15 protein-coding genes are annotated in these 22177 nt (G+C 60.0%); 12 read left to right on the forward strand and 3 right to left on the reverse strand.

Features of this window, described 5'->3' with window-relative positions:
• Positions 1 to 197 precede the first annotated feature (197 nt).
• The 5 genes from CCX46_RS30160 (at position 198) to CCX46_RS30180 (ending at position 9976) form a co-directional block, all read left to right on the forward strand.
• Entirely contained in the window at positions 198 to 1646 is a 1449-nt protein-coding gene (locus CCX46_RS30160) for an alanine/glycine:cation symporter family protein (protein ID WP_127930275.1), read from the forward strand.
• A 171-nt stretch (positions 1647 to 1817) separates the two neighbouring features.
• Positions 1818 to 2822 (forward strand): asparaginase, encoded by a 1005-nt coding sequence (locus CCX46_RS30165; protein WP_127930276.1) that lies wholly within the window; start codon positions 1818 to 1820, stop codon positions 2820 to 2822.
• Between the two features lie 248 nt (positions 2823 to 3070).
• On the forward strand, positions 3071 to 4063 hold the full coding sequence (locus CCX46_RS30170) for an AraC family transcriptional regulator (protein ID WP_127930277.1): 993 nt from the start codon (positions 3071 to 3073) through the stop codon (positions 4061 to 4063).
• A gap of 126 nt (positions 4064 to 4189) precedes the next feature.
• The gene (locus tag CCX46_RS30175) at positions 4190 to 5215 is read left to right on the forward strand and encodes a histone deacetylase family protein (RefSeq protein ID WP_127930278.1); all 1026 of its coding nucleotides are present in this window, start codon (positions 4190 to 4192) and stop codon (positions 5213 to 5215) included.
• A gap of 153 nt (positions 5216 to 5368) precedes the next feature.
• Positions 5369 to 9976, forward strand: coding sequence for a dermonecrotic toxin domain-containing protein (locus CCX46_RS30180; RefSeq protein ID WP_127930279.1), 4608 nt, complete (start codon positions 5369 to 5371; stop codon positions 9974 to 9976).
• Here the strand turns inward: CCX46_RS30180 and pdxR are convergent.
• Positions 9933 to 11486: a MocR-like pyridoxine biosynthesis transcription factor PdxR gene (gene pdxR, locus CCX46_RS30185; protein ID WP_127930280.1), complete on the reverse strand. Its 1554-nt coding sequence runs from the start codon at positions 11484 to 11486 to the stop codon at positions 9933 to 9935. The two genes, CCX46_RS30180 and pdxR, sit on opposite strands and share 44 nt — an antisense overlap.
• 92 nt (positions 11487 to 11578) lie before the next feature.
• Here pdxR and CCX46_RS30190 point away from each other — a divergent pair, with 92 nt between their 5' ends.
• The 3 genes from CCX46_RS30190 to CCX46_RS30200 are packed head-to-tail and all read left to right on the forward strand — an operon-like array spanning position 11579 to position 13343.
• The gene (locus CCX46_RS30190; protein ID WP_127930281.1) at positions 11579 to 12202 is read left to right on the forward strand and encodes an FMN-binding negative transcriptional regulator; all 624 of its coding nucleotides are present in this window, start codon (positions 11579 to 11581) and stop codon (positions 12200 to 12202) included.
• A 10-nt stretch (positions 12203 to 12212) separates the two neighbouring features.
• A complete protein-coding gene (locus tag CCX46_RS30195; protein WP_127930282.1) occupies positions 12213 to 12659 on the forward strand; it encodes a GNAT family N-acetyltransferase in 447 nt (148 codons plus the stop codon).
• Positions 12660 to 12671: 12 nt separating this feature from the next.
• Positions 12672 to 13343 (forward strand): GNAT family N-acetyltransferase, encoded by a 672-nt coding sequence (locus CCX46_RS30200; RefSeq protein ID WP_127930283.1) that lies wholly within the window; start codon positions 12672 to 12674, stop codon positions 13341 to 13343.
• A gap of 100 nt (positions 13344 to 13443) precedes the next feature.
• Here the strand turns inward: CCX46_RS30200 and CCX46_RS30205 are convergent, their stop codons facing one another.
• On the reverse strand, positions 13444 to 14343 hold the full coding sequence (locus CCX46_RS30205; RefSeq protein ID WP_127930284.1) for a homocysteine S-methyltransferase family protein: 900 nt from the start codon (positions 14341 to 14343) through the stop codon (positions 13444 to 13446).
• Between the two features lie 113 nt (positions 14344 to 14456).
• Between CCX46_RS30205 and CCX46_RS30210 the strand changes: the two genes are divergently transcribed.
• On the forward strand, positions 14457 to 15278 hold the full coding sequence (locus tag CCX46_RS30210) for an ABC transporter substrate-binding protein (protein ID WP_127930285.1): 822 nt from the start codon (positions 14457 to 14459) through the stop codon (positions 15276 to 15278).
• Positions 15275 to 16111, forward strand: coding sequence for an amino acid ABC transporter permease (locus CCX46_RS30215; protein ID WP_127930286.1), 837 nt, complete (start codon positions 15275 to 15277; stop codon positions 16109 to 16111). Before CCX46_RS30210 ends, CCX46_RS30215 begins: the two co-directional genes overlap by 4 nt.
• A gap of 32 nt (positions 16112 to 16143) precedes the next feature.
• Here the strand turns inward: CCX46_RS30215 and CCX46_RS30220 are convergent, their stop codons facing one another.
• Positions 16144 to 16422: a helix-turn-helix domain-containing protein gene (locus CCX46_RS30220; RefSeq protein ID WP_127930287.1), complete on the reverse strand. Its 279-nt coding sequence runs from the start codon at positions 16420 to 16422 to the stop codon at positions 16144 to 16146.
• 262 nt (positions 16423 to 16684) lie between these two features.
• On the opposite strand from CCX46_RS30220, the gene CCX46_RS30225 reads away from it, so the two are divergent.
• Positions 16685 to 19642, forward strand: coding sequence for an autotransporter outer membrane beta-barrel domain-containing protein (locus CCX46_RS30225; protein ID WP_127930288.1), 2958 nt, complete (start codon positions 16685 to 16687; stop codon positions 19640 to 19642).
• A 199-nt stretch (positions 19643 to 19841) separates the two neighbouring features.
• On the forward strand, positions 19842 to 22085 hold the full coding sequence (locus CCX46_RS30230; protein ID WP_127930289.1) for an autotransporter outer membrane beta-barrel domain-containing protein: 2244 nt from the start codon (positions 19842 to 19844) through the stop codon (positions 22083 to 22085).
• The last annotated feature ends 92 nt before the right edge of the window (positions 22086 to 22177 follow it).

Consider the following 22177-nt stretch of genomic DNA (forward strand, 5'->3'; position numbering starts at 1 on the left):
ATAGTGCCGCCCCTCTTCGCGTGAGCGGTCGTCGGTAACGAGGCCATAACCCATGCGAAACCCGAACTAATAACAAACCCGCGAAATGGAACCGGACGAAACCTTCGCCTCACCCGTCGTGCCGCGCGCACACCGGTGTAACACGATGTTTCTTCCATCCAGTATTTGCTTACACAATAAACAGCGAGGAAAAATCCATGCTCGAAGTCATTAACGACTTCCTCTCAGGGAAAGTACTGATCGTGCTCATTGTCGGGCTCGGTAGCTACTTCACGATTCGCTCGCGTTTCGTTCAATTGCGTCACTTCTTCCACATGTTCGCGGTGTTCCGCGACAGCCTCAAAGGCAGCGCCGGGCAACTCAGCTCGTTCCAGGCCCTGATGCTCAGCCTTGCCGGCCGTGTCGGTGCAGGCAACATCGCCGGTGTCGGCATCGCCGTGACCCTCGGTGGTCCGGGTGCGGTGTTCTGGATGTGGGTGACCGCACTGGTCGGCATGTCCAGCAGCTTCTTTGAATGTACCCTGGCCCAAGTCTACAAGCGCGCCGATGGCGACGGCTTGTACCGTGGCGGCCCGGCCTACTACATCCAGCACGGCCTTAAGCTCAAAGGCATGGCTGTAGTGTTCTCCGTCCTGCTGCTGGTCACCTACGGCTTCGCCTTCATTGGCCTGCAGTCCTACACCGTGACCCACTCGCTGCAGAACGCCTTTGAATTCAACCCACAACACACCGGTATCGTCCTGGCGGTGCTGCTGGCCATCACCTTCATCGGTGGCATCAAGCGTATCGCCTCGGTGTCCGACCTGCTGGTGCCGATCAAGACCCTGGCCTATATCGGCGTGACCCTGTACGTGATCGGTACCCAGATCGAACACGTGCCCGCCATGCTGGAAACCATCTTCAAGAGCGCCTTCGGCCTCGACCCGGCCTTTGGCGGCCTGCTTGGCAGCGCCATCGTCATGGGCGTGAAGCGTGGCGTGTTCGCCAACGAAGCGGGTCTGGGCAGTGCGCCGAACGTCGCTGCCGTGGCCGCCGTGAAGCACCCGGGCGCTCAGGGTGTGGTTCAGGCTTTCAGCGTGTTCCTCGACACCTTCGTGATCTGCACCTGCACCGCGCTGCTGATCCTGCTATCGGGCTTCTACACCCCGGGCTTCGAAGGTGACGGCATCGTCCTCACCCAGAACTCGCTGGCCGCTGTGGTCGGTGACTGGGGTCGCATGTTCGTCAGCGTCGCGCTGTCGCTGTTCGTCTTCACCTGCATCCTCTACAACTACTACCTGGGCGAAAACAGCCTGCAGTTCCTCACCCGCAACCGCGCCGCGCTGATGATTTTCCGCGGTCTGGTACTGGCGCTGGTGGTATGGGGTTCGATGCAGGACCTGTCGACCGTGTTCGCCTTCGCTGACATCACCATGACCTGCCTGGCCTTCGTCAACCTGATCGCCCTGGCCATGCTGTTCAAGGTCGGCATGCGCGTGATGCGCGACTACGACGCGCAGCGCCGCGCCGGCGTCAAACAGCCGGTGTTCGACTCGAGCAAATTTGCCGATCTGGACCTCGACCTGAAGGCCTGGCCGACCAACCCGTCTGCCGCTGCCGGCCAGACCGAAGCCGAGCCGCAAGGCGTGCCTGCAGCGCAACGCTGACAGGTAAATGACGGGCGCATCCCCTGCGCCCGTCAGTTATTGTGGTGCAATAACTTGTGGCAGTGAGCCTGCTCGCGATAGCTGTCTTTCAACCAACATCAATGTTGAATGATGAACCGCTATCGCGAGCAGGCTCACTCCTACAATGTCATCTCTTGTGGAGACCCTCAGATGATTGCCAATTCCTACCCCGCCGCCCAACACGTCATGGTGCTCTACACCGGTGGCACTATCGGCATGCAGGCCAGCGCCAATGGTCTGGCCCCGGCGTCCGGTTTCGAAGCGCGGATGCGCGACTACCTGCACAGCCAGCCTGAACTCGTCGTGCCGCAGTGGCGCTTCCGCGAAATGTCGCCGCTGATCGACAGCGCCAACATGACCCCGACCTACTGGCAGCAACTGCGTGAAGCAGTGGTCGATGCTGTTGATGTGCAAGGCTGCGACAGCGTGCTGATCCTGCACGGCACCGACACACTGGCCTATAGCGCGGCGGCGATGAGTTTCCAGTTGCTCGGCCTGCACGCCCGCGTGTGCTTCACCGGCTCCATGCTGCCGGCCGGCGTTACCGACAGCGATGCCTGGGAAAACCTTGGCGGCGCACTGGTTGCCCTCGGCCAGGGCCTGGCACCGGGCGTGCACCTGTACTTCCACGGCGAACTGCTGGCGCCGACCCGTTGCGCGAAAGTGCGCAGCTTCGGCCGTCATCCGTTCAAGCGCCTGGAGCGTCAGGGCGGCGGTATCAAAGCCCCATCGATTCCAGCGTCGTTGAACTACAACCAGCCGAAGCAACTGGCCAAGGTGGCCGTGCTGCCACTGTTCCCCGGCATCAGTGCCGAAGTGCTCGACGGCCTGCTCGACAGCGGCATTCAAGGTCTGGTGCTGGAGTGCTACGGCAGCGGTACAGGGCCGAGCGACAACCCTGAGTTTCTGGCAAGCCTTGGCCGTGCGCGGGATAACGGCGTAGTCGTTGTGGCGGTCACGCAGTGCCATGAAGGTGGCGTTGAGCTGGATGTGTATGAGGCGGGCAGTCGCTTGCGCGGTGTCGGCGTGTTGTCCGGCGGTGGCATGACTCGTGAGGCAGCGTTCGGCAAGTTGCATGGGGTGCTGGGGGCAGGCCTTGAAACTCAAGAAGTGCGCCGGCTGATCGAGCTGGATTTGTGTGGTGAGTTGCTCTGAGCAAGGCTCTGGATCGGCCCTCACCCTAGCCCTCTCCCGAAGGGAGAGGGAACTGACCTTAGTGTCTTGCGCTATACGCCGACCTGATAAACCGTGTCGATTGTGGATTCGGCAGAGATGTCTCACGTCGGTAGATCTCGCCAATATCCCCCAATCGGCCCCCTCTCCCTTTGGGAGAGGGCTGGGGTGAGGGGCTGCTGCGGCATGCAACTTGCTGTATTCCAGCCATATCAAGGCTGGAAGATCCCATGCTCCACTCCCACCTCACCACCCTCAACGCTGTATCGCTGATCCTCAACACCTTCAAGGCCGAAGGCCTGTCGAGCGAGGCGCTGCTGACCGGCAGTGGCATCAGTGCGGCGGATCTCAGCCGTGCCGACACGCGCATCACCACCAATCAGGAGATGCAGGTTTGCGCCAACGCGGTCGCGCTCAAGCATGACATTGGTCTGGAGCTGGGCCGACGCATGCACGTTTCCTGCTACGGCATCCTCGGTTACGCACTGTTGACCTGTGCCACCTTCGGTGACGCTTTGCGCCTGGCGATCCGTTATCCGGCGCTGTTGGGAACACTTTTCGAACTGAGCCTGGAAGACGATGGCCAGCGTGTCTGGTTCGTCGCCGCCGATTATCGCGAGAGTCCGGCGATGGCGGTGTTCAATGCCGAATTCTGCCTGGTGTCGCTGAAAGTCATTTGTGATGACTTGCTCGGGCATCCGTTGCCATTGCTCGCCACGCGGTTCGAACACGCGGCGCCGGACTATCGCGACAGCTATGCCGAGCACTTCGACAGTCCGCTGCACTTCACCGCCAAGGACAACGCCTTCGCCTTCGACCGTCACTGGCTCGATCAACCGCTGCCGCTGGCCGATCTCATCACCCATCAAGCCATGGCCGAACGGTGCCGCAAGCAGAACCTGGAATTCACTGGGCGTCAGGCGTGGTTGGGGCGGATTCGGCAGCTGCTCAGCGCGCAATTGAACGCCGCGCCGGGGCTGGAAGGTCTGGCGCAGCAGATGAAGTGCTCGCCGCGCACCTTGCGCCGGCATCTCAAGGACATGGGCAGCAGCTATCAGGAACTGCTCGATGAGCTGCGCTTCGAGCGGGCCAAGCAGATGCTGTGTGAGGATCAATTGCCGATCTATCGCATTGCCGAAACGCTCGGCTTCAGCGAGACCGCCAGCTTCCGCCATGCCTTTGTGCGCTGGAGCGGCGTGGCGCCGAGTCAGTTCAGGGCCTGAAGAAGGGGCAATTGCGGTCAGTGTTTTTGGCCACATCCATCCCCTTTTGGCCTTTCCTGCCGTTTTCCGATTCGTCTTGTCCCGCAACACTGAGAGCAACCGAATCAGCCCTGCGGAGAACAACAAATGCTGACGATCTACTCAGACGATCACCACCTGCACCATGGCCGCTGCGAACTCATCGATGGCCAGCTCAAGCCGTGCTTCGAGATGCCGTCGCGCGCCGACCATGTGCTGCAACGCGTGAAAAACCAGAACCTCGGCGCGGTCGAGGAACCGAAGGATTTCGGTCTGGAGCCGATCGCCCGCGTCCACAGCCGTGACTACCTCGACTTCTTCAAAGGCGCATGGGCGCGCTGGACTGAATTCAATACCGACGGCGACTTGCTGCCCTACACCTGGCCGGCGCGGACCCTGCGTGCGATCAAACCGACCAGCCTGCACGGCCAGCTCGGTTACTACAGTTTCGACGGTGGCGCGCCAATCACCGCCGGCACCTGGCAAGCGGCGTACAGCGCGGCGCAAGTGGCCCTGACCGCACAAGCGCAAATCCAGCGCGGCGCGCGCAGTGCCTTCGCGCTATGCCGGCCACCGGGACACCACGCCGCCAGCGATTTGATGGGCGGTTATTGCTACCTCAACAACGCCGCAATCGCCACGCAGGCGTTCCTCGATCAGGGCCACAAGAAGGTCGCGATTCTCGACGTCGACTATCACCACGGCAATGGCACGCAGTCGATTTTCTACGAGCGCAGCGACGTGCTGTTCACCTCGATTCACGGCCACCCGGAAGCGGAGTTTCCGTTCTTCCTCGGTTACGACGACGAGCGCGGCGAAGGTGCCGGTGAAGGTTTCAACTTCAACTATCCGCTGCCCGCCGGTTCTGGCTGGGAGGTCTGGAGTGCAGCGCTTGATCAGGCCTGCAGGGAGATCGAAAGCTATGGCGCTGACGTTATCGTCGTATCGCTCGGCGTCGACACTTTCAAGGATGACCCGATCTCGCAGTTCAAACTCGACAGCCCGGATTACCTGGCGATGGGCAAACGCATCGCCAGACTCGGCAAACCGACGCTGTTCGTCATGGAGGGCGGTTACGCGGTGGAAGAGATCGGCATCAATGCGGTGAACGTGCTGGAAGGATTCGAGCAGTAACCACGCGCTAGTCGGACACGCATAAAACCAGACCCGCCCACGCGGGTCTTTTTTTGCCGGCAATATTTATCTACCGCACGCACCCCGCAGCCTGCCTCTACCTTGCCCGGAACCGCCGCCGTTTCGGCGCGCCCATCAGAGCAGGAGTTGCCCATGCCCGAAATCCCCTCGCCCAGCGCCGTCGATATCTTGACCCAACTGGTGACCGGCCCTTCGCTGCGAGAAGTCGCCTCGAAAACGCTGCGTCCGGCGCTCAAGACGCTATATCCGGATCTGGAGATCGACCCCCAACGGGCCATGGTCGTAAGACCGACCTGGGTCATTCAAGATGATCAGGTCGCCCCCGGCCGCCACCTGATCGAATCGCTGACCGACACACTGGTGCGCCTGGGCCTCTCCGGCACTGCCGTGACGTACCTCGACGGTGAGCATTATCTGACCTCGCAGCCCGACCAGCCCGCAGCCATTCAGCTGCCGGTGAAAATCAGCGCCGTCGGCAAGCTGCTCAATGATCTGGCACCATTGCTGTTCATTGCCTACAAGGAACAGCAAGTCAATTACTGGGACGAATTCACCTACCCGGGACAACCGCGTTGGCAACAGATGTCGCAATCCTTGCGCAAGCTGTGGAACGTCGAAGCCAATCCTGACTGGGATACCGACCAGCGCACCATCGTGGAGGCGGTTTACCAGCACCCGGACAAACACCAGCGCCGGCCAACCGGCAAATACCAGGTACGCGCCTGCCTGGTCGATCTGGACCGCAACGAGGGTGACCAACAGAACCATCTGACCCTTCTCGATACCGCCGTGCTGATCGGTACCGATGGCCAGCGCACCTGGATCATCACGTACTCGGTGATCCAGGGTTTCGAGAGCTTCGAATCGCTGGATGAACTCGGCAAGGCTTTGTTGCGTCGCTATGGGAATGAAGCTGCCGGTGTCGGCCTGGAATGGCGACTGTTCGAACCGCAAGGCCATTTCTTCGACTATCAGGCCTGCACCCTGATTGCGCTGGAGGCTGATGCCCTCGGCGCGATCAATTTCTTTCAAGAGTCGGGGCCCCGCCCGCCCTACCCGCACCCCGGGACTGTCGGCGATCCGCGCGAACCGACACCGCGCCTCAAACCGCATATCGAGCGTCTGCGCCCGATGCTGCCAGCCTGGCTCGACAGCGCCGCGCCGGCCGATCAAACCCGTTACAGCCGGCATCTGCTGGACCTGACCATGGTGCAGCATGCGAACAAAGGAAAAACCTTCCAGAGCGAAGTTGTCAGCCTGCAAGCGTTCACCCGCGATGCCCTGAAACAGCAGATGCTCAAGGACCATCCGAAGGCCGGCGACGTAGCGATCGATGACATTGAAATCAGCATCACCAGCCTGGTGGTCTGGGGCACGTTCGTCTTGCCGGGCAACACGCAGACCCAGACACTGTCACTCATTGAACTTGCCTTGCAGAACCTTGCCGGACAGCCAATCGGCAACAAAACCGTACGTTACAAGGACGGCAGCGAATTGCCCGACTGGATGACCGTCAGTTACGTGGAAACGCTGGTCAGCACGGTCGATATCGGCAAGACCTACCCGGCGCACTTGCAGAACCTGCTGGTCGACGACACCGAGCAAGCGACCGCGCTGCAAGGGCTCTACACCAGCCAGTTGCCCATCGAGCTGCCACTGCTGGCGTTGCAAAACAAAATACAGGGCAAGGCGGGCATGACTGATCTGGGTTACCGCTATGTTGTCGCCGCACTGGCCAGCACTGACGAGGAGCGGCATGTCGATCACGAGGAAGTGGTCATTCGCCCGCTGGCATTTGTCGCCCATCGCACCCGCTCAGAGGCCGACACCGTCGATAACATGTTCATCATCGGCCCGCGCGCGGTGGAAAAAGGGCCGTGCGTGCTTTATCGGCCACTGTTCGAAATGGCGCTGATGCAGTTTCCCTCTCACGCCAACCTGACGTACGAAATCCAGCAGTCTCGCCAACTGCGTGAGTCAGTTCTGGCCTGGTTGCCGGACGATGTACGCTTCAACTACAGCCAGTTCGTCTTCACTGCCCGGCTGCCTTCGGTCTGGACGATCCCGCAATTGCTGATCAACCCCACTACCGCTCTCGACATGTCCGGTCCGGTGGCACTGGGAACCGCGGCGATCGAGCAGGATGTGCTGGCGACGCTGCACAACAGTAACGTTCAGGCGGTGATTACCCAGGCTGATCGCCAGTCGGTCTCCGATGCAGAAGCGCGCTGGGCCACGCTAAAACACGGCGGCTGGATGTTGTTCAACGCGGCATTGCCGTTCCTGGGACGCAGCGTCGGCACAGCCGCCTGGATCTGGCAGATCATGGACGACCTGCAGGAAGTCAGCGACGTCGCCAATGAGCAATCCGGCAAGATCGCCTGGACCGCTCTCACCGATATTCTTCTGGCATTGGGCATGGTGCTCGCCCACCGCGCAGCGGTCGGCGACAAGCCACAAAGCGAACCACTGACACAGGAAGAAACCGTTCAGCCCATCACCACCACCGCCGCCGTCATCAGCACTGCATTAAAGCTGCCAGATATCTCCGGCAGCGCCCTGCCCAGCGCCCATGAAATGTCGGTAAACCCTTTTGCCGCACTGAAGCGATCTCCCGTCGCACTGACCACTTTGCTTGAGAGTTTTCAGATCGCCAAACCCAGAGGTATCGGCGATGCCGCCAGCGAGGGCACCCACAGACACCTCTATCCGCGCCAGAAACAATGGTTCGCTCCGGTGGGCAAGCGCTGGTTCGAAGTCACCATCAATGAACACGCAGACGTCCAGATCATCGACTCACGCCAAGCAACGGCGCGCCCCGGACCGCCACTGACCCGCACCGCCAATGGCCAATGGGTGGTCGATCTGCGCTTGCGCCTGCGAGGCGGCGGTCTCGACAGTGCGCTTGAGAAAGCTCAGGACTTCAGCAAAAAAACAGCGAAGCAACTGACTGCCGAAATCAGCGCTTTCGATGTCACGATGACGGCCAAACAGATTCAACTTGACGCACACCGCGCCGCGCTCGACAACGCGCTTGCGCAGTCCAGGGCACAGCTGCGTGAGCAATATCTGACTACGCTTGAATCACAGCGCAAGGCTTACGCCACGAACATCGAACAAATCAAAGCGTTGAATCACAAGGAACCCATTCCCAATTACCGCACCGTGATGATTCAGCGACTGCAGATGCAGTTGTTTCTCGGTCAGGAGTGGCTCGAACTGCACTCCACAGAGCTTCAGGCCAGCCTGAAGACGATGCAGACAATGCTTGCCGAAGAAAGCCGATTCGCCCTTCAGGCGTTTATCGACACCTTCGAAAAAATGACCGATCAGACCCAGGCCATCATCGAAAAAGTGGAGTCGGCACAGACGCGTTTTGACGAATTGACGCTGTTGGGAAAAGAGGCTGTCGAGGTTATTCAACTGTATCGCAAGATGTTGCCTAACTATGATCTCAACGACCTCAAGCTTCTACAGATCAGCCTCGGCCAGGAGATCTGCGTCAAGCCGGGTGACACGACGACTGACGCCAACGCGCGGCAGACACTGGCCACCCTCATCGAAGACGCTGCACTGAGTATCCAGAGCACGCTGAACCTGACCAGCGACGAAAGCCTCGACAACCTGCGTGACCGCACGGATGCCTTGAGCAATGTTGCCGAACAATTTACCGCCATCGATCAACGCTTTGGCGATCTGCTCATCGACTATCCCGAGCAGATCAACACCGCGCGACTGGAACATGTGCGCAGCCGGGTGAGCGCATTCAAAGCCCGCACGGACGTAAAACTGGTCGAGTTGCTGCGCTACAAACACTTGCTGGAACCGCTGCCCGGGCCTTCCCGGCCGACATCGGCATCATCATCGACGCGCCGGATCATCAAAACCAAATCCAGGGGTACATTAGTCGGCGAACGAAAAAAGAGCATCGAAAGTCCGGATACCGACCTGGTGGAAGTGCGCACCACCCTGACGGGCGTCATCGCCACCTTCCAGGAAGAGTCACCCGGTGTCTGGGTCGAACAGCGCACAGCCAAACCGAAACCGCCCAAGCCCAGTCCAAACCTGAATACCAGTATTCGTGAAGGTCAGGCCCTGATCGACGGTCTGGCCACCTTCCACCGGCGTATCGAGGCCCAACTCAAACGAGGGCCACGGATTCCTGTCGAGGTCGAAGAGGACTATCACAAACACGCTGCCGTCTTGCGCAAAGCCAACGCAGACATCGATGAAGCGTTGACCGCCAGCAATCTGACTGCCGACCTAAAAAAACCGACCGAAGCGCTTGGCCACAAGCTTGACGAAGCCGCTAACAACCTTGAAGCAAAAGGCACCAGCACGCGTATCCGGATGGTCAAGCAACAGCCACCGACGGCGGCCGGGATCCTTTGGCTGAAGGACAAGGGGGAAGTGACGACGTCACAAACCGTGACCCGGCGCCGGCTCCGCAGTCACGCCAACGATTTTCTCGACGAATACGAAATACGCGACGTCCACACTCACAAGGTGCTGTGTTACGCACACTTCCATTACAGCAGCGCGCAAGCGCCCGTCACGCCATTCCCCACCGGCCATATGAAAACCGTTGCACAACGACATATGGGAGGAGCTTATGAGCCACGCTTGCTCAACAATCAGGCACTGATCGATATCCATCGCAGCACAATTTCCGACAAATCCGCACAGACGCTGTTTCTCATACCTGCCACGCCTGTCGTAACCGAATCAACGCCGAGTTGATCGCCGCTTCAGGTACGGCAGCAAACCCCAGTACCAACCCGGCGCGCTGATCCATGGGCGTGGTGGAATCAGGCAGCCAGTAGCTGCTCAAACCGTTGATCTCGACATCGACGCGAGCCGCTTGCGCAATCAACTGCTGCTCGCGCTCGAGGTTGTCTACGGCCACGGTCAAGTGCAATCCGGCCGAGACGGCAGGCAGATCGCCGACACCGGCAATGGCGCTCGGCCAACCCTTGAGCAATGTATTGCGGCGGCTCAGAGCAGCCCGCCGCATGCGTCGGATATGTCGCTGGAAATGCCCGGCGGCCATGAATTCGGCCATCACGGCTTGTGTACTCACCTCGGAATGCCGGACATCCACAGCCCGCCGTTGTGAAAATGCATCCACCAGCCCCGGCGGCAGTACCAGATACCCAAGCCGCAGCGCCGGGAACGCGACCTTGCCGAAAGTGCCGACATACAACACGCGTCCCTGTCGATCGAGTGCCGCCAACGGTGCCAGTGGTGCACCGGTGTAGCGGTACTCGCCATCGTAGTCATCCTCGACGATCCAGCCTTGGCAACGCTCGGCCCAGGCGAGCAGTTCAAGACGTCGCGCCAGGCTCATCACCACGCCGGTCGGGTACTGATGAGAGGGCGTGACATAAGCCACGCGACAATCCCCAGTGGCCGACAGCGCAGCGCAATCCATACCCTCGTCATCCACGGCAATACCGTGCAAACGAGCGCCTGCCACGGCGAACGCATGACCGGCCGCACGGTAGCCCGGATTTTCGATCGCCACACCGTCGCCCGGCTCCACCAGCAACTGTGCACAAAGGCTAATGCCCTGCTGTGCGCCGCTGGTGATCAGAATTTGCTCAGGTGAACACTGCATGCCACGCGAACTACGCAGATACGCCGCGATCATGGCGCGCAAACGCGCATCACCGGACGGATCGCCGTAACACAGTTGCTCCAGATTCGGTTTGCGCCAGAAAGCCGCATTCAGCTTGGCCCATACCTCGAACGGGAACAGATCAAAGGCCGGAACACCGACCCGAAAGGCTCGCGGTGGACCGCTCGGCGGCCGGGGCAAATGGTTCTTTTCGATACGCGAAAAGGTCCCGCTGTGGATAACTTTACTGGATGGAATCACAGGTGAATCCAGCCAATTTGTGGATAAGGCTGTGGGTAAGCCTGTTGAAAACCCTGTGGATACTTTTGTGGATAATTTTTTCGGCGAGGCTGCTACCGGCATCAATTGCGCGACATAAGTGCCATCGCCGACCCGCCCCTCGATAAACCCTTCGGCATACAGTTGATCGTAGGCGCGCACCACACTGTTGCGGGAAATACCCAACGCCGCCGCCAGATCGCGACTCGCCGGTAACCGCGTGCCGCTCGCCAGCCGCCCGTCCAGTACCCGCAGGCGCAAAGCCTGATAGAGCTGCCGACTCAAACCCTGACGGCGATCAAGCTCGATACCTGCAGGGTTGAATGGCATGGACAACGTCGGCGAATCGGGCATGGCAATGGACCTATGAAATTGGTCATCAATGGCTCTTACAACAGACCAATAGCCTGCCTACGATGCAGGCATTCGCCAAGGAAAATCTGTCCATGTACACGCCACGCGCCTTTGCCATCGAAGACCTGACACAACTGCACGAGCTGATTCTCGCCACCCGCCTCGCCATTCTGGTGACTCACGGCGAAAGTGGCCTGCAAGCCAGCCATGTGCCGGTGCTGCTGCATTGCGAACAAGGTGAGTACGGCACGCTGTACGGGCACCTGGCCCGCGCCAATCCACAATGGAAAGACCTGCGCGACGGCGCCGAAGCCATGCTGATTTTTGCTGGCGCCGATGCCTACGTCAGCCCGGGCTTTTACCCGAGCAAGGCCGAACACGGCAAAGTCGTGCCGACCTGGAACTACATCGCCGTGCATGCCTATGGCCACGCCGAAACCTTCAGCGACGGCGGGCGCCTGCTCGACATCGTCAGCACCCTCACCGACCGCCATGAAGCCGGCCGCGCACAACCGTGGTCAGTTGCCGATGCGCCCGCCGATTACATCGACGGCATGCTCAAGGCCATCGTCGGTTTCGCCATGCCCATCGACCGTCTCGAAGGCAAGCGCAAGCTCAGCCAGAACCGCAGCGCCGAAGACATTGCCGGCGTGCGCGAAGGCCTCGCTGCCAGCCCGGAAATCAATGATCAAACCCTCGCCCGATTGATGCGTTAAGGAAATCACCATGAGTCATATCGACATTCGCCAGGTCAGCGCCGACGACCACGCCGTGTGGCTACCGCTGTGGCAAGCCTACTTGCGTTTCTACAACACTGAACTGCCGGAAGCTGTGACGCACAACACTTGGCAGCGTTTTCTCGACCCGAGCGAACCGACCCACGCGGCATTGGCCTGGGCCGACGGCAAGGCGGTGGGCATGGTGCATTACATATACCATCGCTCGAACTGGAGCATCGAAAACTCCTGCTACCTGCAGGATCTGCTGGTAGTGCCGGAAACCCGTGGCAGCGGTGTCGGCCGCCTGTTGATCGAACACGTTTACGCCACCGCCAAGGCTGACGGTTGCGGCAAAGTGCACTGGCTGACCCACGAAACCAATGCCACCGCGATCCAGCTCTACGAGCGCATCGCCGAACGCCCGGGCTTCATCCAGTTTCGCAAAGCCATTTAAGGAGACGCGTACATGACTGCATCACTCGCTGACTGGAAAGGCGCCCCCGCCCCTACCGCCACCCTGCTCGAAGGTCGCTTTATTCGCCTGGAACGACTCGACCCGGCGCGTCACGGCAGCGAGCTGTTCGCCGCCCTCGAAGGCCCCGGCGCCGACCCGAAACTCTGGGATTACTTGCCCTACGGCCCGTTCCCGGAACGCAGCGTTTTCGACGCTTGGCTGAACAACCACGCGGCCGCCAGCGACCCGTATTTCTTCGCTGTCATCGACCGCGCCAGCGCTCAGGTGCAAGGCATCCTCAGCCTGATGTCGATCGTCCCGGCCCAGGGTCGCATCGAAATCGGCCACGTCACGTTCGGCGCGCCAATGCAGCGCTCGCCGAGAAGCACCGAAGCGGTGTACCTGCTGGCCAAGCATTCCTTCGACCTCGGCTACCGCCGCCTCGAATGGAAATGCAACAACGGCAATGCCCGCTCCAAGTACGCCGCCGAGCGTTTGGGTTTCAGCTTCGAAGGCGTGTTCCGCCAGCACATGGTGGTCAAGGGCCAGAATCGTGATACCGCGTGGTACTCGATTCTGGATGGCGAGTGGCCGGCGATTGCGGCAGGATTCGAGCGGTGGCTGTCGGATGAAAATCAGACGCCCGACGGGCAGGTGAAAGGCTTGGTCGAATGCCGATCGTGATTACCTGAAAAGCAAAAGATCGCAGCCTGCGGCAGCTCCTACACGGGATTGACGTTCACCCTGTAGGAGATGCCGCAGGCTGCGATCTTTTGATCTGCGGTTACACCAGTTTCTGCGCCAGCACCGCAATGTGTTCCGGCCCGATCCCGCAGCAACCGCCCAAATGGCTGGCACCGCGCTGCTGCCAGTCAATCGCCCAATGCAGGTAACCCGGCGGATCCAGATCCTCGCGCAGCGGATCGAGTCCGTCGTTGGCCGTAGCTTCTTTTGGCTGCGGCGGAAACGCATTGGCGTAAGCACCAATGTTTATCTTCACCCCCAAACGTTCGAAAGTTTCACGCGCAGCATCAATCGCGGCACCGATCACTTCCGGCTGACTGCAATTGAACAGCAACGTCTGCACGCCCAACTCAGCCGCCACCGCAGCCGCTTCGGCGACCGGCTCGCCAGAGCGCAGGCGCGGCACTTCATCGGTGTCTTCGTCCGTCAAGGTGAACGACAACCAGAACGGTTTGCCATCCTTCGGCAACCCGGCGTGAATGGCTCGCGCCTCGATGATCGAACTCTGCGTTTCCGCCAGCCACAGATCAACGTGCGGTGCCAGGCCATTGACCAAGGGCGCCAGCAACTCGGTCACTCGTGCGGCCTCGAACAGATCCGGACGATAAGAGCCGAACAGCGGCGGCAATGAGCCGGCCACCCGCACGGATTTTCCCGAGGCCTGCACCGCACGCCGCGCCAGCTCACCGGCCAACGCGGCCAGCGCCTGCCCTTCGGCGGCGAAACGTTCTTCGCCAATATGGAACGGCACCACGGCATAACTGTTGGTGGTAATCACATTGGCGCCACTGGCGATATAAGCGGCATGTACCCCCTCAACCGCTTGCGGCGCCTCGCTCAACGCCAGCGCCGACCACTCCGGCTGGCGAAATGGCGCCCCGGCGCGCTGCAACTCACGGCCCATGCCGCCATCGAGAATAATCGTGCTGTCTGCGCCCATATGCTTTTCACTCATATGCTTATGAAAATAACTCACTATCAGAGTCGTTCTTATAACTATTTAATACGCACCATTCCGTTAAAAACAACCTCTTTTTTACCCAGGGATCGACTGTGAAATTTCAACCGCTACTGGCCCTGGGCCTGACGATTCTGGCCGCCTCCACGCAAGCCTTTGGTGGCACGACGCTGGACCGTATCGAGCAAAAGAAAGAACTGGTCGGCGTGCTGATGGAAAGCTATCCACCGTTCTCGTTTCTCAATGACCAGAATCAACTGGATGGCTTCGACGTTGATGTCGCCAAAGCCGTGGCTGACAAGTTAGGCGTCAAGCTGCGACTCGAAACGCCGTCCTGGGACGTCATTGCGGCCGGCCGCTGGAGCGGGCGCTACGATATCTGCATTTGCTCGATGACACCGAGCAAGGCCCGCGCCGAAGTGTTCGATTTCCCGGTCGAGTACTACGCTTCGCCGGCAGTGATCGTGGTCAACGCCAAGGATGAGCGGATTCACGACGCCAAGGATCTGAGTGGCAAAAAAGTCGGCCTCACCAGCGCGTCCAGTTACGAAAGCTATCTGAACAAGAACCTGGTCATTGAAGGTGCCGAGGACACGCAGCTGCAGTACCCGTTCGAAGATGTGCAGATCGCGCCGTACGACACCGACAACGTCGCCTTCCAGGATTTGGGCCTGGGCGCCGGCGTGCGCCTGGATGCAATCCTCACCAACCTCGTCACCGCGCAGCCTCGCCTTAACGAAGACAAACGCTTCAAACTGGCCGGCGCGCCGCTGTATTCGGAGCCGAACTCGGTGGCCATCGAGAAGGGTGACGCGCAATGGGACGCCAAAGTGCGCGAGGTGTTCGCGCAACTGAAACAGGACGGCACGCTGAGCAAGCTGTCGCAAAAATGGATCGGCGCTGATATCAGCCAATGAGTTCTTTCCCGACACCTCCCCAGCCACCGCAACCGGTGGCTGAAACTCGCCTGCAACGGATGTTCGGGTTTCGTACGCGGCTGTACCTGACCTGGGCAACGCTGTTCTGCCTGTTCGCCGGGTTCTTCCTGAGCTTCGACCTGAAGTTCTCGATCATCCTCGACAAACTGCCCAATCTGGTCGGCTTGCACCTGGCGCCCAACGGCTTTTTGCAGGGCGCGGCGCTGACGCTTTTCCTCTGTGTGTGCTCGATTGTCGCCTCGTCCCTGCTGGGCTTCATCACCGCATTGGCACGCCTGTCGAAAAGCGCCGTGGCGTTCGGCATCGCCAGTTTTTACACCTCGTTCTTCCGTGGCACGCCACTGCTTATCCAGATCTTGCTGATCTATTTGGGCTTGCCGCAACTGGGCATCGTGCCCGGCGCCATCGTCGCGGGCATCATTGCCCTGTCACTGAACTACGGCGCCTATCTCAGCGAAATCTTTCGCGCCGGTATCCTCGGTGTCGACCACGGCCAACGCGAAGCTTCGCTGGCACTGGGTATGCGCGAGACGGTGATTTTCTGGCGCATCACCCTGCCGCAAGCCATGCGCACGATCATCCCGCCCACGACGAACCAGTTCATCTCGATGCTCAAGGACTCGTCGCTGATTTCGGTGATGGGCGTCTGGGAAGTGATGTTTCTCGCCCAGTCATACGGGCGCTCAAGCTACCGCTACATCGAAATGCTGACGACGGCGGCGATCATTTACTGGCTGATGTCGATTGGGCTGGAATTGATTCAGGCGCGTATGGAGCGGCATTACGGCAAGGCTTACGTGCGGCGGAGCTAGAGCGATTGGCACATTGCGGGCTGCGTCGGGTTTTAATTGATTTCTCGGCGAAGCCGCACGACGCCCATTTTCATCCCGAACAATCGGAATATTGAGTCCAACGACCTTAACGTTTGATTACCCTCAGCGTGCTCTATGTGTATCAACGTGCGGACCGAAATTTTGCACATCTTAGCGAATTGGATTTGATGCAGCCCTGTCACCTCCACTCGTAAACGGCGGACAGCTTCGCTGATTTCCAATGTCCCGTCGGCCAGCGCCTCTTGAATGCTTTCGATGAGCGCCATGCGTTCGAGAACTGTCATTACCATTTTCCTCTCCAATCTTCGAGCGCCGCATGAGGCTCAATAAACATTAATGGCGCGGGGATTCATTGATGTGATTGCTTCGGCGTTTGAATCAAACTTACTGCACCTAATGAGAGGAGCAGGCAAAAAAACTGCAACAAAATGCAGAAATTAATATGTTTCAGCGCCGAAGATGCAAAACAATGCAGATCAACCACCGACATCATTCTGTAAAAACCCTTCGCTATACAGGACGCCCCGCTTATAACAAGAAGGCCGTCCGACCATGCCGTTCCCGCCCCAGCGTCTGTCCCTTGCCATTGCCCTGTTGATCGCTGCTACATCGGCAAACGCTAAAACCGTGCAGATCGACACCGCCACCACTGCAGCGCAAACGCTGGGTGGTAGCGACACGTTGACGATTTCGGCGCCGGGCAGCATCACCAACAGCGGCAAGGCCGTGAGCCTGAAAGACAAGACCAGCGGTGCGGGTGTGGTGATCGATAACGCCGGCAAAATCGTTTCCACCGGCGGCCGGGCCATCGACAGCAGCGGCGACCTGACCCAGGCGCGCAACTACACGATCAACAACCGCAGCGACGGGCAGATTCTCGGCGCCAACGACGCTTTGCGCATCGACAGTAACTTTATCAGCGGCAGCCTGTTGATCGACAACAGCGGCATCATTCGTTCGACCACCGGCCAGGGGCTGGACCTCGATGCGCTGCGCAGTGACGGTGTGAAGACCACCATTATCAACCGCGCCGGCGGGCTGATTCGCGGCGACGCCAGTGACGGCATGAAGACCGGCGCCAACGCGAGCATTACCAACTACGGCGAGATTTCCACCGGCGATTCGCACAATGCCGACGAGAAGTTCGACGGCATTGATATCGACTCCGCCAGCGGTGTCAGTGTGACCAATTACGGAGTGATTTCCGCTGGCCGTCATGGCATCACCACCGACCTCGGCGCGACACTGGTCAACTACGGGCAGATCACCGGCCGCAACGGCTCCGGCTTCGGTTCCGACGGCGATGGCACGGTGATCAACCACGGCACCATCACTGGCGCCTACTCAGGCTTGCAAGCGAACGGTGACGGCGATGGCGTGGACATCGACAAGGTCGCCCACATCGAAAACTACGGGACCATTCAGGGCGTCGGTGCGGGCGGTGTCGACAAGGGCGGTTTCGCTAACGGCAGTGAAGGTATCGCGCTGGGTGGCGGTTACATCCTCAACGCCAACAACGCTTTGATCAGCGGTGCCGACAGCGCCATTCTGGTCGACGATGGCAGCGGCGGCTCGGGGCTGGCGGCGACCACTCTGGAAAACTTCGGCACCATTCAAGGCCTCAACGGTTTCGGCGTGAAGCTCGTCGGCGAGTTCGCCGACAGCGTCATCAACGGCGGCACGATCAGTGGCAGCAACGGCCTGGCACTGGATCTGGGTGGCGGCAATGACAGCCTGGCCTTGCGCAACGGCAGTCGCTTTGTCGGCCTGGTGGATGGCGGCAGCGGTTATGACCGGGTGGTGATGGATGACGCGGCCGGTGGCAGCTTCGGCGCCAGTCGCAACTTCGAATGGCTGGAGGTCAAGCAAGGCGCCTGGACGCTGACCGGCCATGATGATTTCAGCGATGGCGGCGCAGTGCGCGACGGCGCCACACTGGTCAACCAAGGCAGCATCGCCGGCAACCTGACCGTCGACGCCGGCGGTGTGTATGCCGGTGGCGGTTCGGTGGGCAACCTCAACGTCAACGGCACGTTGCGCACCGACACCCGCCTCGGTCGCGCATCCATCGATCGCGATTTGAACATGGCCAGCACAGCCACCCTCGCCTACGGCGTCAACGCCGATGGCAGCAGCGCACCGGTACAGGTCGGCGGCATCGCCAACCTCAATGGCGCAACGCTCGCGGTGAATCCCGGCAGCGGCACGTATCCATGGCAGAGCCATTACACCGTGCTGCAAGCGGCGCAGGTCAACGGCACCTTCGGCAAGGTCAGCAGCGACTATGCGTTCCTCACGCCCACCCTCGCCTACACACCCACCCAGGTCGATCTGACCTACACCCGCAATGACGTAGCGTTCAATGAGTTCGCCGCGACCGGCAACGGTACAAACGCCGCCAACAGCCTGGCCTCAATCGGCAAAAACAGTGCGCTGTACAACGCCTTGCTCAATACCAGCCAAAGCAGCGCTGGCGCGGCGATCGAACAGTTGGCCGGCGCCAGCAATGCCAACCTGACCAGCGCCACCCTCGGCGCCAGCAGTCAGGTCGGCAGCAGCATGCTCTCGGCCATGCAGCAAATGGGCGGCAGCCCGGGATTGATGGTCGGTCTCGATCAGCGTGACACCCCCGTGTTGGCGGCCAATGGCGTGCCGTCCGAAGCACGCAATCTGAATGACCCGAACGCTCGCGGCCGGCTCTGGCTGCAAGGCATCGGCGGCTACGGCAAACTCGATGGCGAGCACGGCAATAGTGGTCTGGAGCAACGCACCAAGGGCAGCGTGCTGGGCGCCGACTGGTCACTGAACCCGGCGTGGCGTCTGGGCGTACTGGGCGGCTATTCGAAAACCGATCTGGATGCGACCGGCGTCGACGGCAACGTCGAGAGCTGGCACGCCGGTGTCTATGCGCTGCATCAAAACGGCCCGATCGCCGTGCGCCTCGGCGCGGCGTACAGCGGCCATCAAGGTGAAAGCAAACGCACCATCGCCTTCAATGGTTTCAGCGACCGCCCGAAAGGCGATTACGACGCCGACAGCCAGCAAGCCTTCGCCGAAGTCGGCTACGCCATGGGCAGTGGCCGGCTCAGCGCCGAGCCGTTCGCCAGCCTCGGTTATCAGCGCTACCACCGCGACCGCTACCAGGAAAAAGGTGGCGCCGCCGCGCTGCAAGTCGACAGCCAGACCCAGGACAACTTCAGCAGCACCTTCGGCCTGCGCCTGGCGCACTTGAGCAGCCTCGACAACGGCATGAGCGTGACACCGCGCATGGCCGCTGGCTGGAAACACACATACGGCGATGTCGGCAGCTCGACACGTCAGGCATTTGTGACCGGCGGCACGGCGTTCAGTGTCGATGGCAGCTCGCTGGATCGCGACAGCCTGGTACTCGAAGCCGGGCTGGATGTGGGGATTTCCGCGCGGCATACGCTGGGTGTGGGATACAGCGGTGAGATCGGCAGCAACAGTCGCAATCACGGCTTGATCGGGCAGTGGCAGATGAGTTTTTGAGGGTTGAACAGCCGGCGGGGTCTTGATTGGTTGTAGGAAAAGGAGGCGCTGCGGCCGAGTAAAAAACCTGGTTGCGGATCTCGCGGTCATTTTCTACAAAACGATGCGATGTCGCCTGCAAGCCTGCGGGAAGCAGCCGACATCGGATTTTTCGGTGCATCAATAAAGTTTGGTCTCCCATCAACAGAGATCAAACTGAATGTCTGTTCAACACAAATTCGCACCGAAATATTTGGCTCTAGCCGTTGCGCTGGCACTTGGCGGTTTACAGCTTGCTAACGCTCAGCAGCAGCCTGACGTAGCCGAGTCACTCCCCGACATAAACGTGCCGGAGCTGCCAGAAATCGGCTCATATCAGGAGGCTCTCGAAAGTATTCAGCGTTTTATTGGCGATAAAAACACTGTTCCCATCGTGCTCGATACACCCGAAAGTACTTTCCAAGGTGCAGCAGTCAACGATTTGATCGTTCTCAATGACGGCGCCTCCGTCAGTGGGCGGTTAGATGGCGGCGAGGGGAAAAACGTATTGGTAGTGAATGCCTCTAACGGCGGCACGCTAAAAGACACCCGTAATCTCAATGGATTGCATCTCGTCCAGGGAGACTGGACGATAAGCAGCAAGGGAGACTTCAAGGAAGGCGTGTTGGTAGAGCCCAGCGGTACGCTGACAAACCTAGGCGCCATAGAGGGAGGCGCGATTAGCGCCGGCAAGCTTTTCAACAGGGGAAGTATCAAGGGCAACGTACAAGTAGAGAAAGGAGGCAGTTTTGCGGGCAAGGGTACGGTAGGAAATCTGCACGTGAATGGCCTGCTCACGGTCAATGAATTGCACGGCAGTCCGCGGGTGAAAGGCAACCTGAGCTTTTCCCCAAACGCCGAACTGGCTTATGAGGTCAGTCCTGTCGGCAGTCAGACGATCAAGGTCGATGGTGCAGCCAAGCTTGACGATGCCACCCTGAAAATTGTCGCTACTTCGGGGGAGTACCCATCAAGCCGCCAGTACAAAATCATCGAAGCTGGCAGCGTAGAAGGTAAATTCGGCACGATTGTGAACGACCTGGCCTTCATGACAGCCACACCTCAATACAACAAAAAATCCGTCGCACTGACTTACGCCCGTAACGGTGAGCCGCTTGCGAGCGTCGCCACAACTACCAACGGTCGTGCAGTTGCCGACAGCATTGTCGAACCACAAGCGCCTGCGCCATTCGCAACGCCAACGCCAACGCCATTGACGGCATCCGCACCAGTTCCAGTTCCAGTTCCAGTTCCAGTTCCAGTTCCGACGTCAGCATCGACTCTCGTTGCAGAGTCCGCCCCATCGCCAGTGCAGGACAAACCTCTGACTGCACAAGTTAACGAGACCGCCGAACAGCCCGCTCCTGCGCCACTTAAACCCACAAACGCAGCAGTCGCCGCGTTGCTGACCAGTGACAAAACCACCGCCCCCGTCGCCATCGAACAACTCGCCGCCGGCAGCAATGCCAATCTCGCCAAAGCCACGCTGAGCAGCATCACTCCGGTGAGCGCGAGCATGCTCTCGGCCATGCAGCAACTGAATAGCCGTTACGGCTCTGCCTACAGCTCAGGCAACTCGCCGCGTCAGGCCGCCGGTGGCGCCGATTCCGGCCGCGTGTGGATTCAGGCGCTCGGCCATGGCGGCAAGGTCGATCGCGAGTTCGACAGCACCCTGAAACACGCGACCCAAGGCCTGGTCATGGGCGCCGACTGGCGGCTCGATGAGCAATGGCATATCGGCTTGGTCGGTGGTAAATCGCAAACCAGACTCGACGCTCGGCAATACGATGGCGACCTCGACAGCTGGCACCTCGGCGCCTACGCCGTGCGCCAGGACGGACCGTTCTCACTGCGTCTCGGGGCGACCTATGCCAGCCATGACGGCGACAGCAAGCGGCGAGTGGCCTTCAACGGCTTCAGCGATCGTCTCAAGGGCAACTATGACGCCAACACCCAGCAAGCCTTTGCCGAACTGGCGGTCAATGTTGGCCGCCACAACGCGACGCTCGAACCGTTCGCCAGCCTCGGCTATCAGCGCTACCAGCGCGACAGCTACAGCGAAAAAGGTGGGGATGCAGCGCTGAAAGTCTTTGGGCAAACCCGCGACAACCTCAGCAGCACCTTCGGCCTGCGCACGGCAAAAATCACTCGGCTGGATAACGGCATGACGCTGACGCCGCGATTCAGTGCCGGCTGGAAGCACACCTTTGGCGAGATTGAAAACAACACCCGCCAGCAACTGGTCAAGGGTGGCAAACGCTTTGAAATTGTCGGTGCCGCGCTGGATCGAAACAGCCTGTCCTTGGATGCAGGCCTCGATCTCGGACTGTCTGCCAATCACACGGTCGGTGTTGGTCTCACCGGTGAAGTGGCCACTGACAGCCGGACTCACGGCGTGATGGGCCAATGGCGCATGGCGTTCTAACTGACACAACACTCTTTGTAGGAGCTGCCGAAGGCTGCGATCTTTTGATCTTGTTTAATGAACTGCAAACAACATCGAAAGATCGCAGCCTT

The sequence above is a fragment of the Pseudomonas sp. RU47 genome (assembly GCF_004011755.1).
GTDB lineage: Bacteria > Pseudomonadota > Gammaproteobacteria > Pseudomonadales > Pseudomonadaceae > Aquipseudomonas.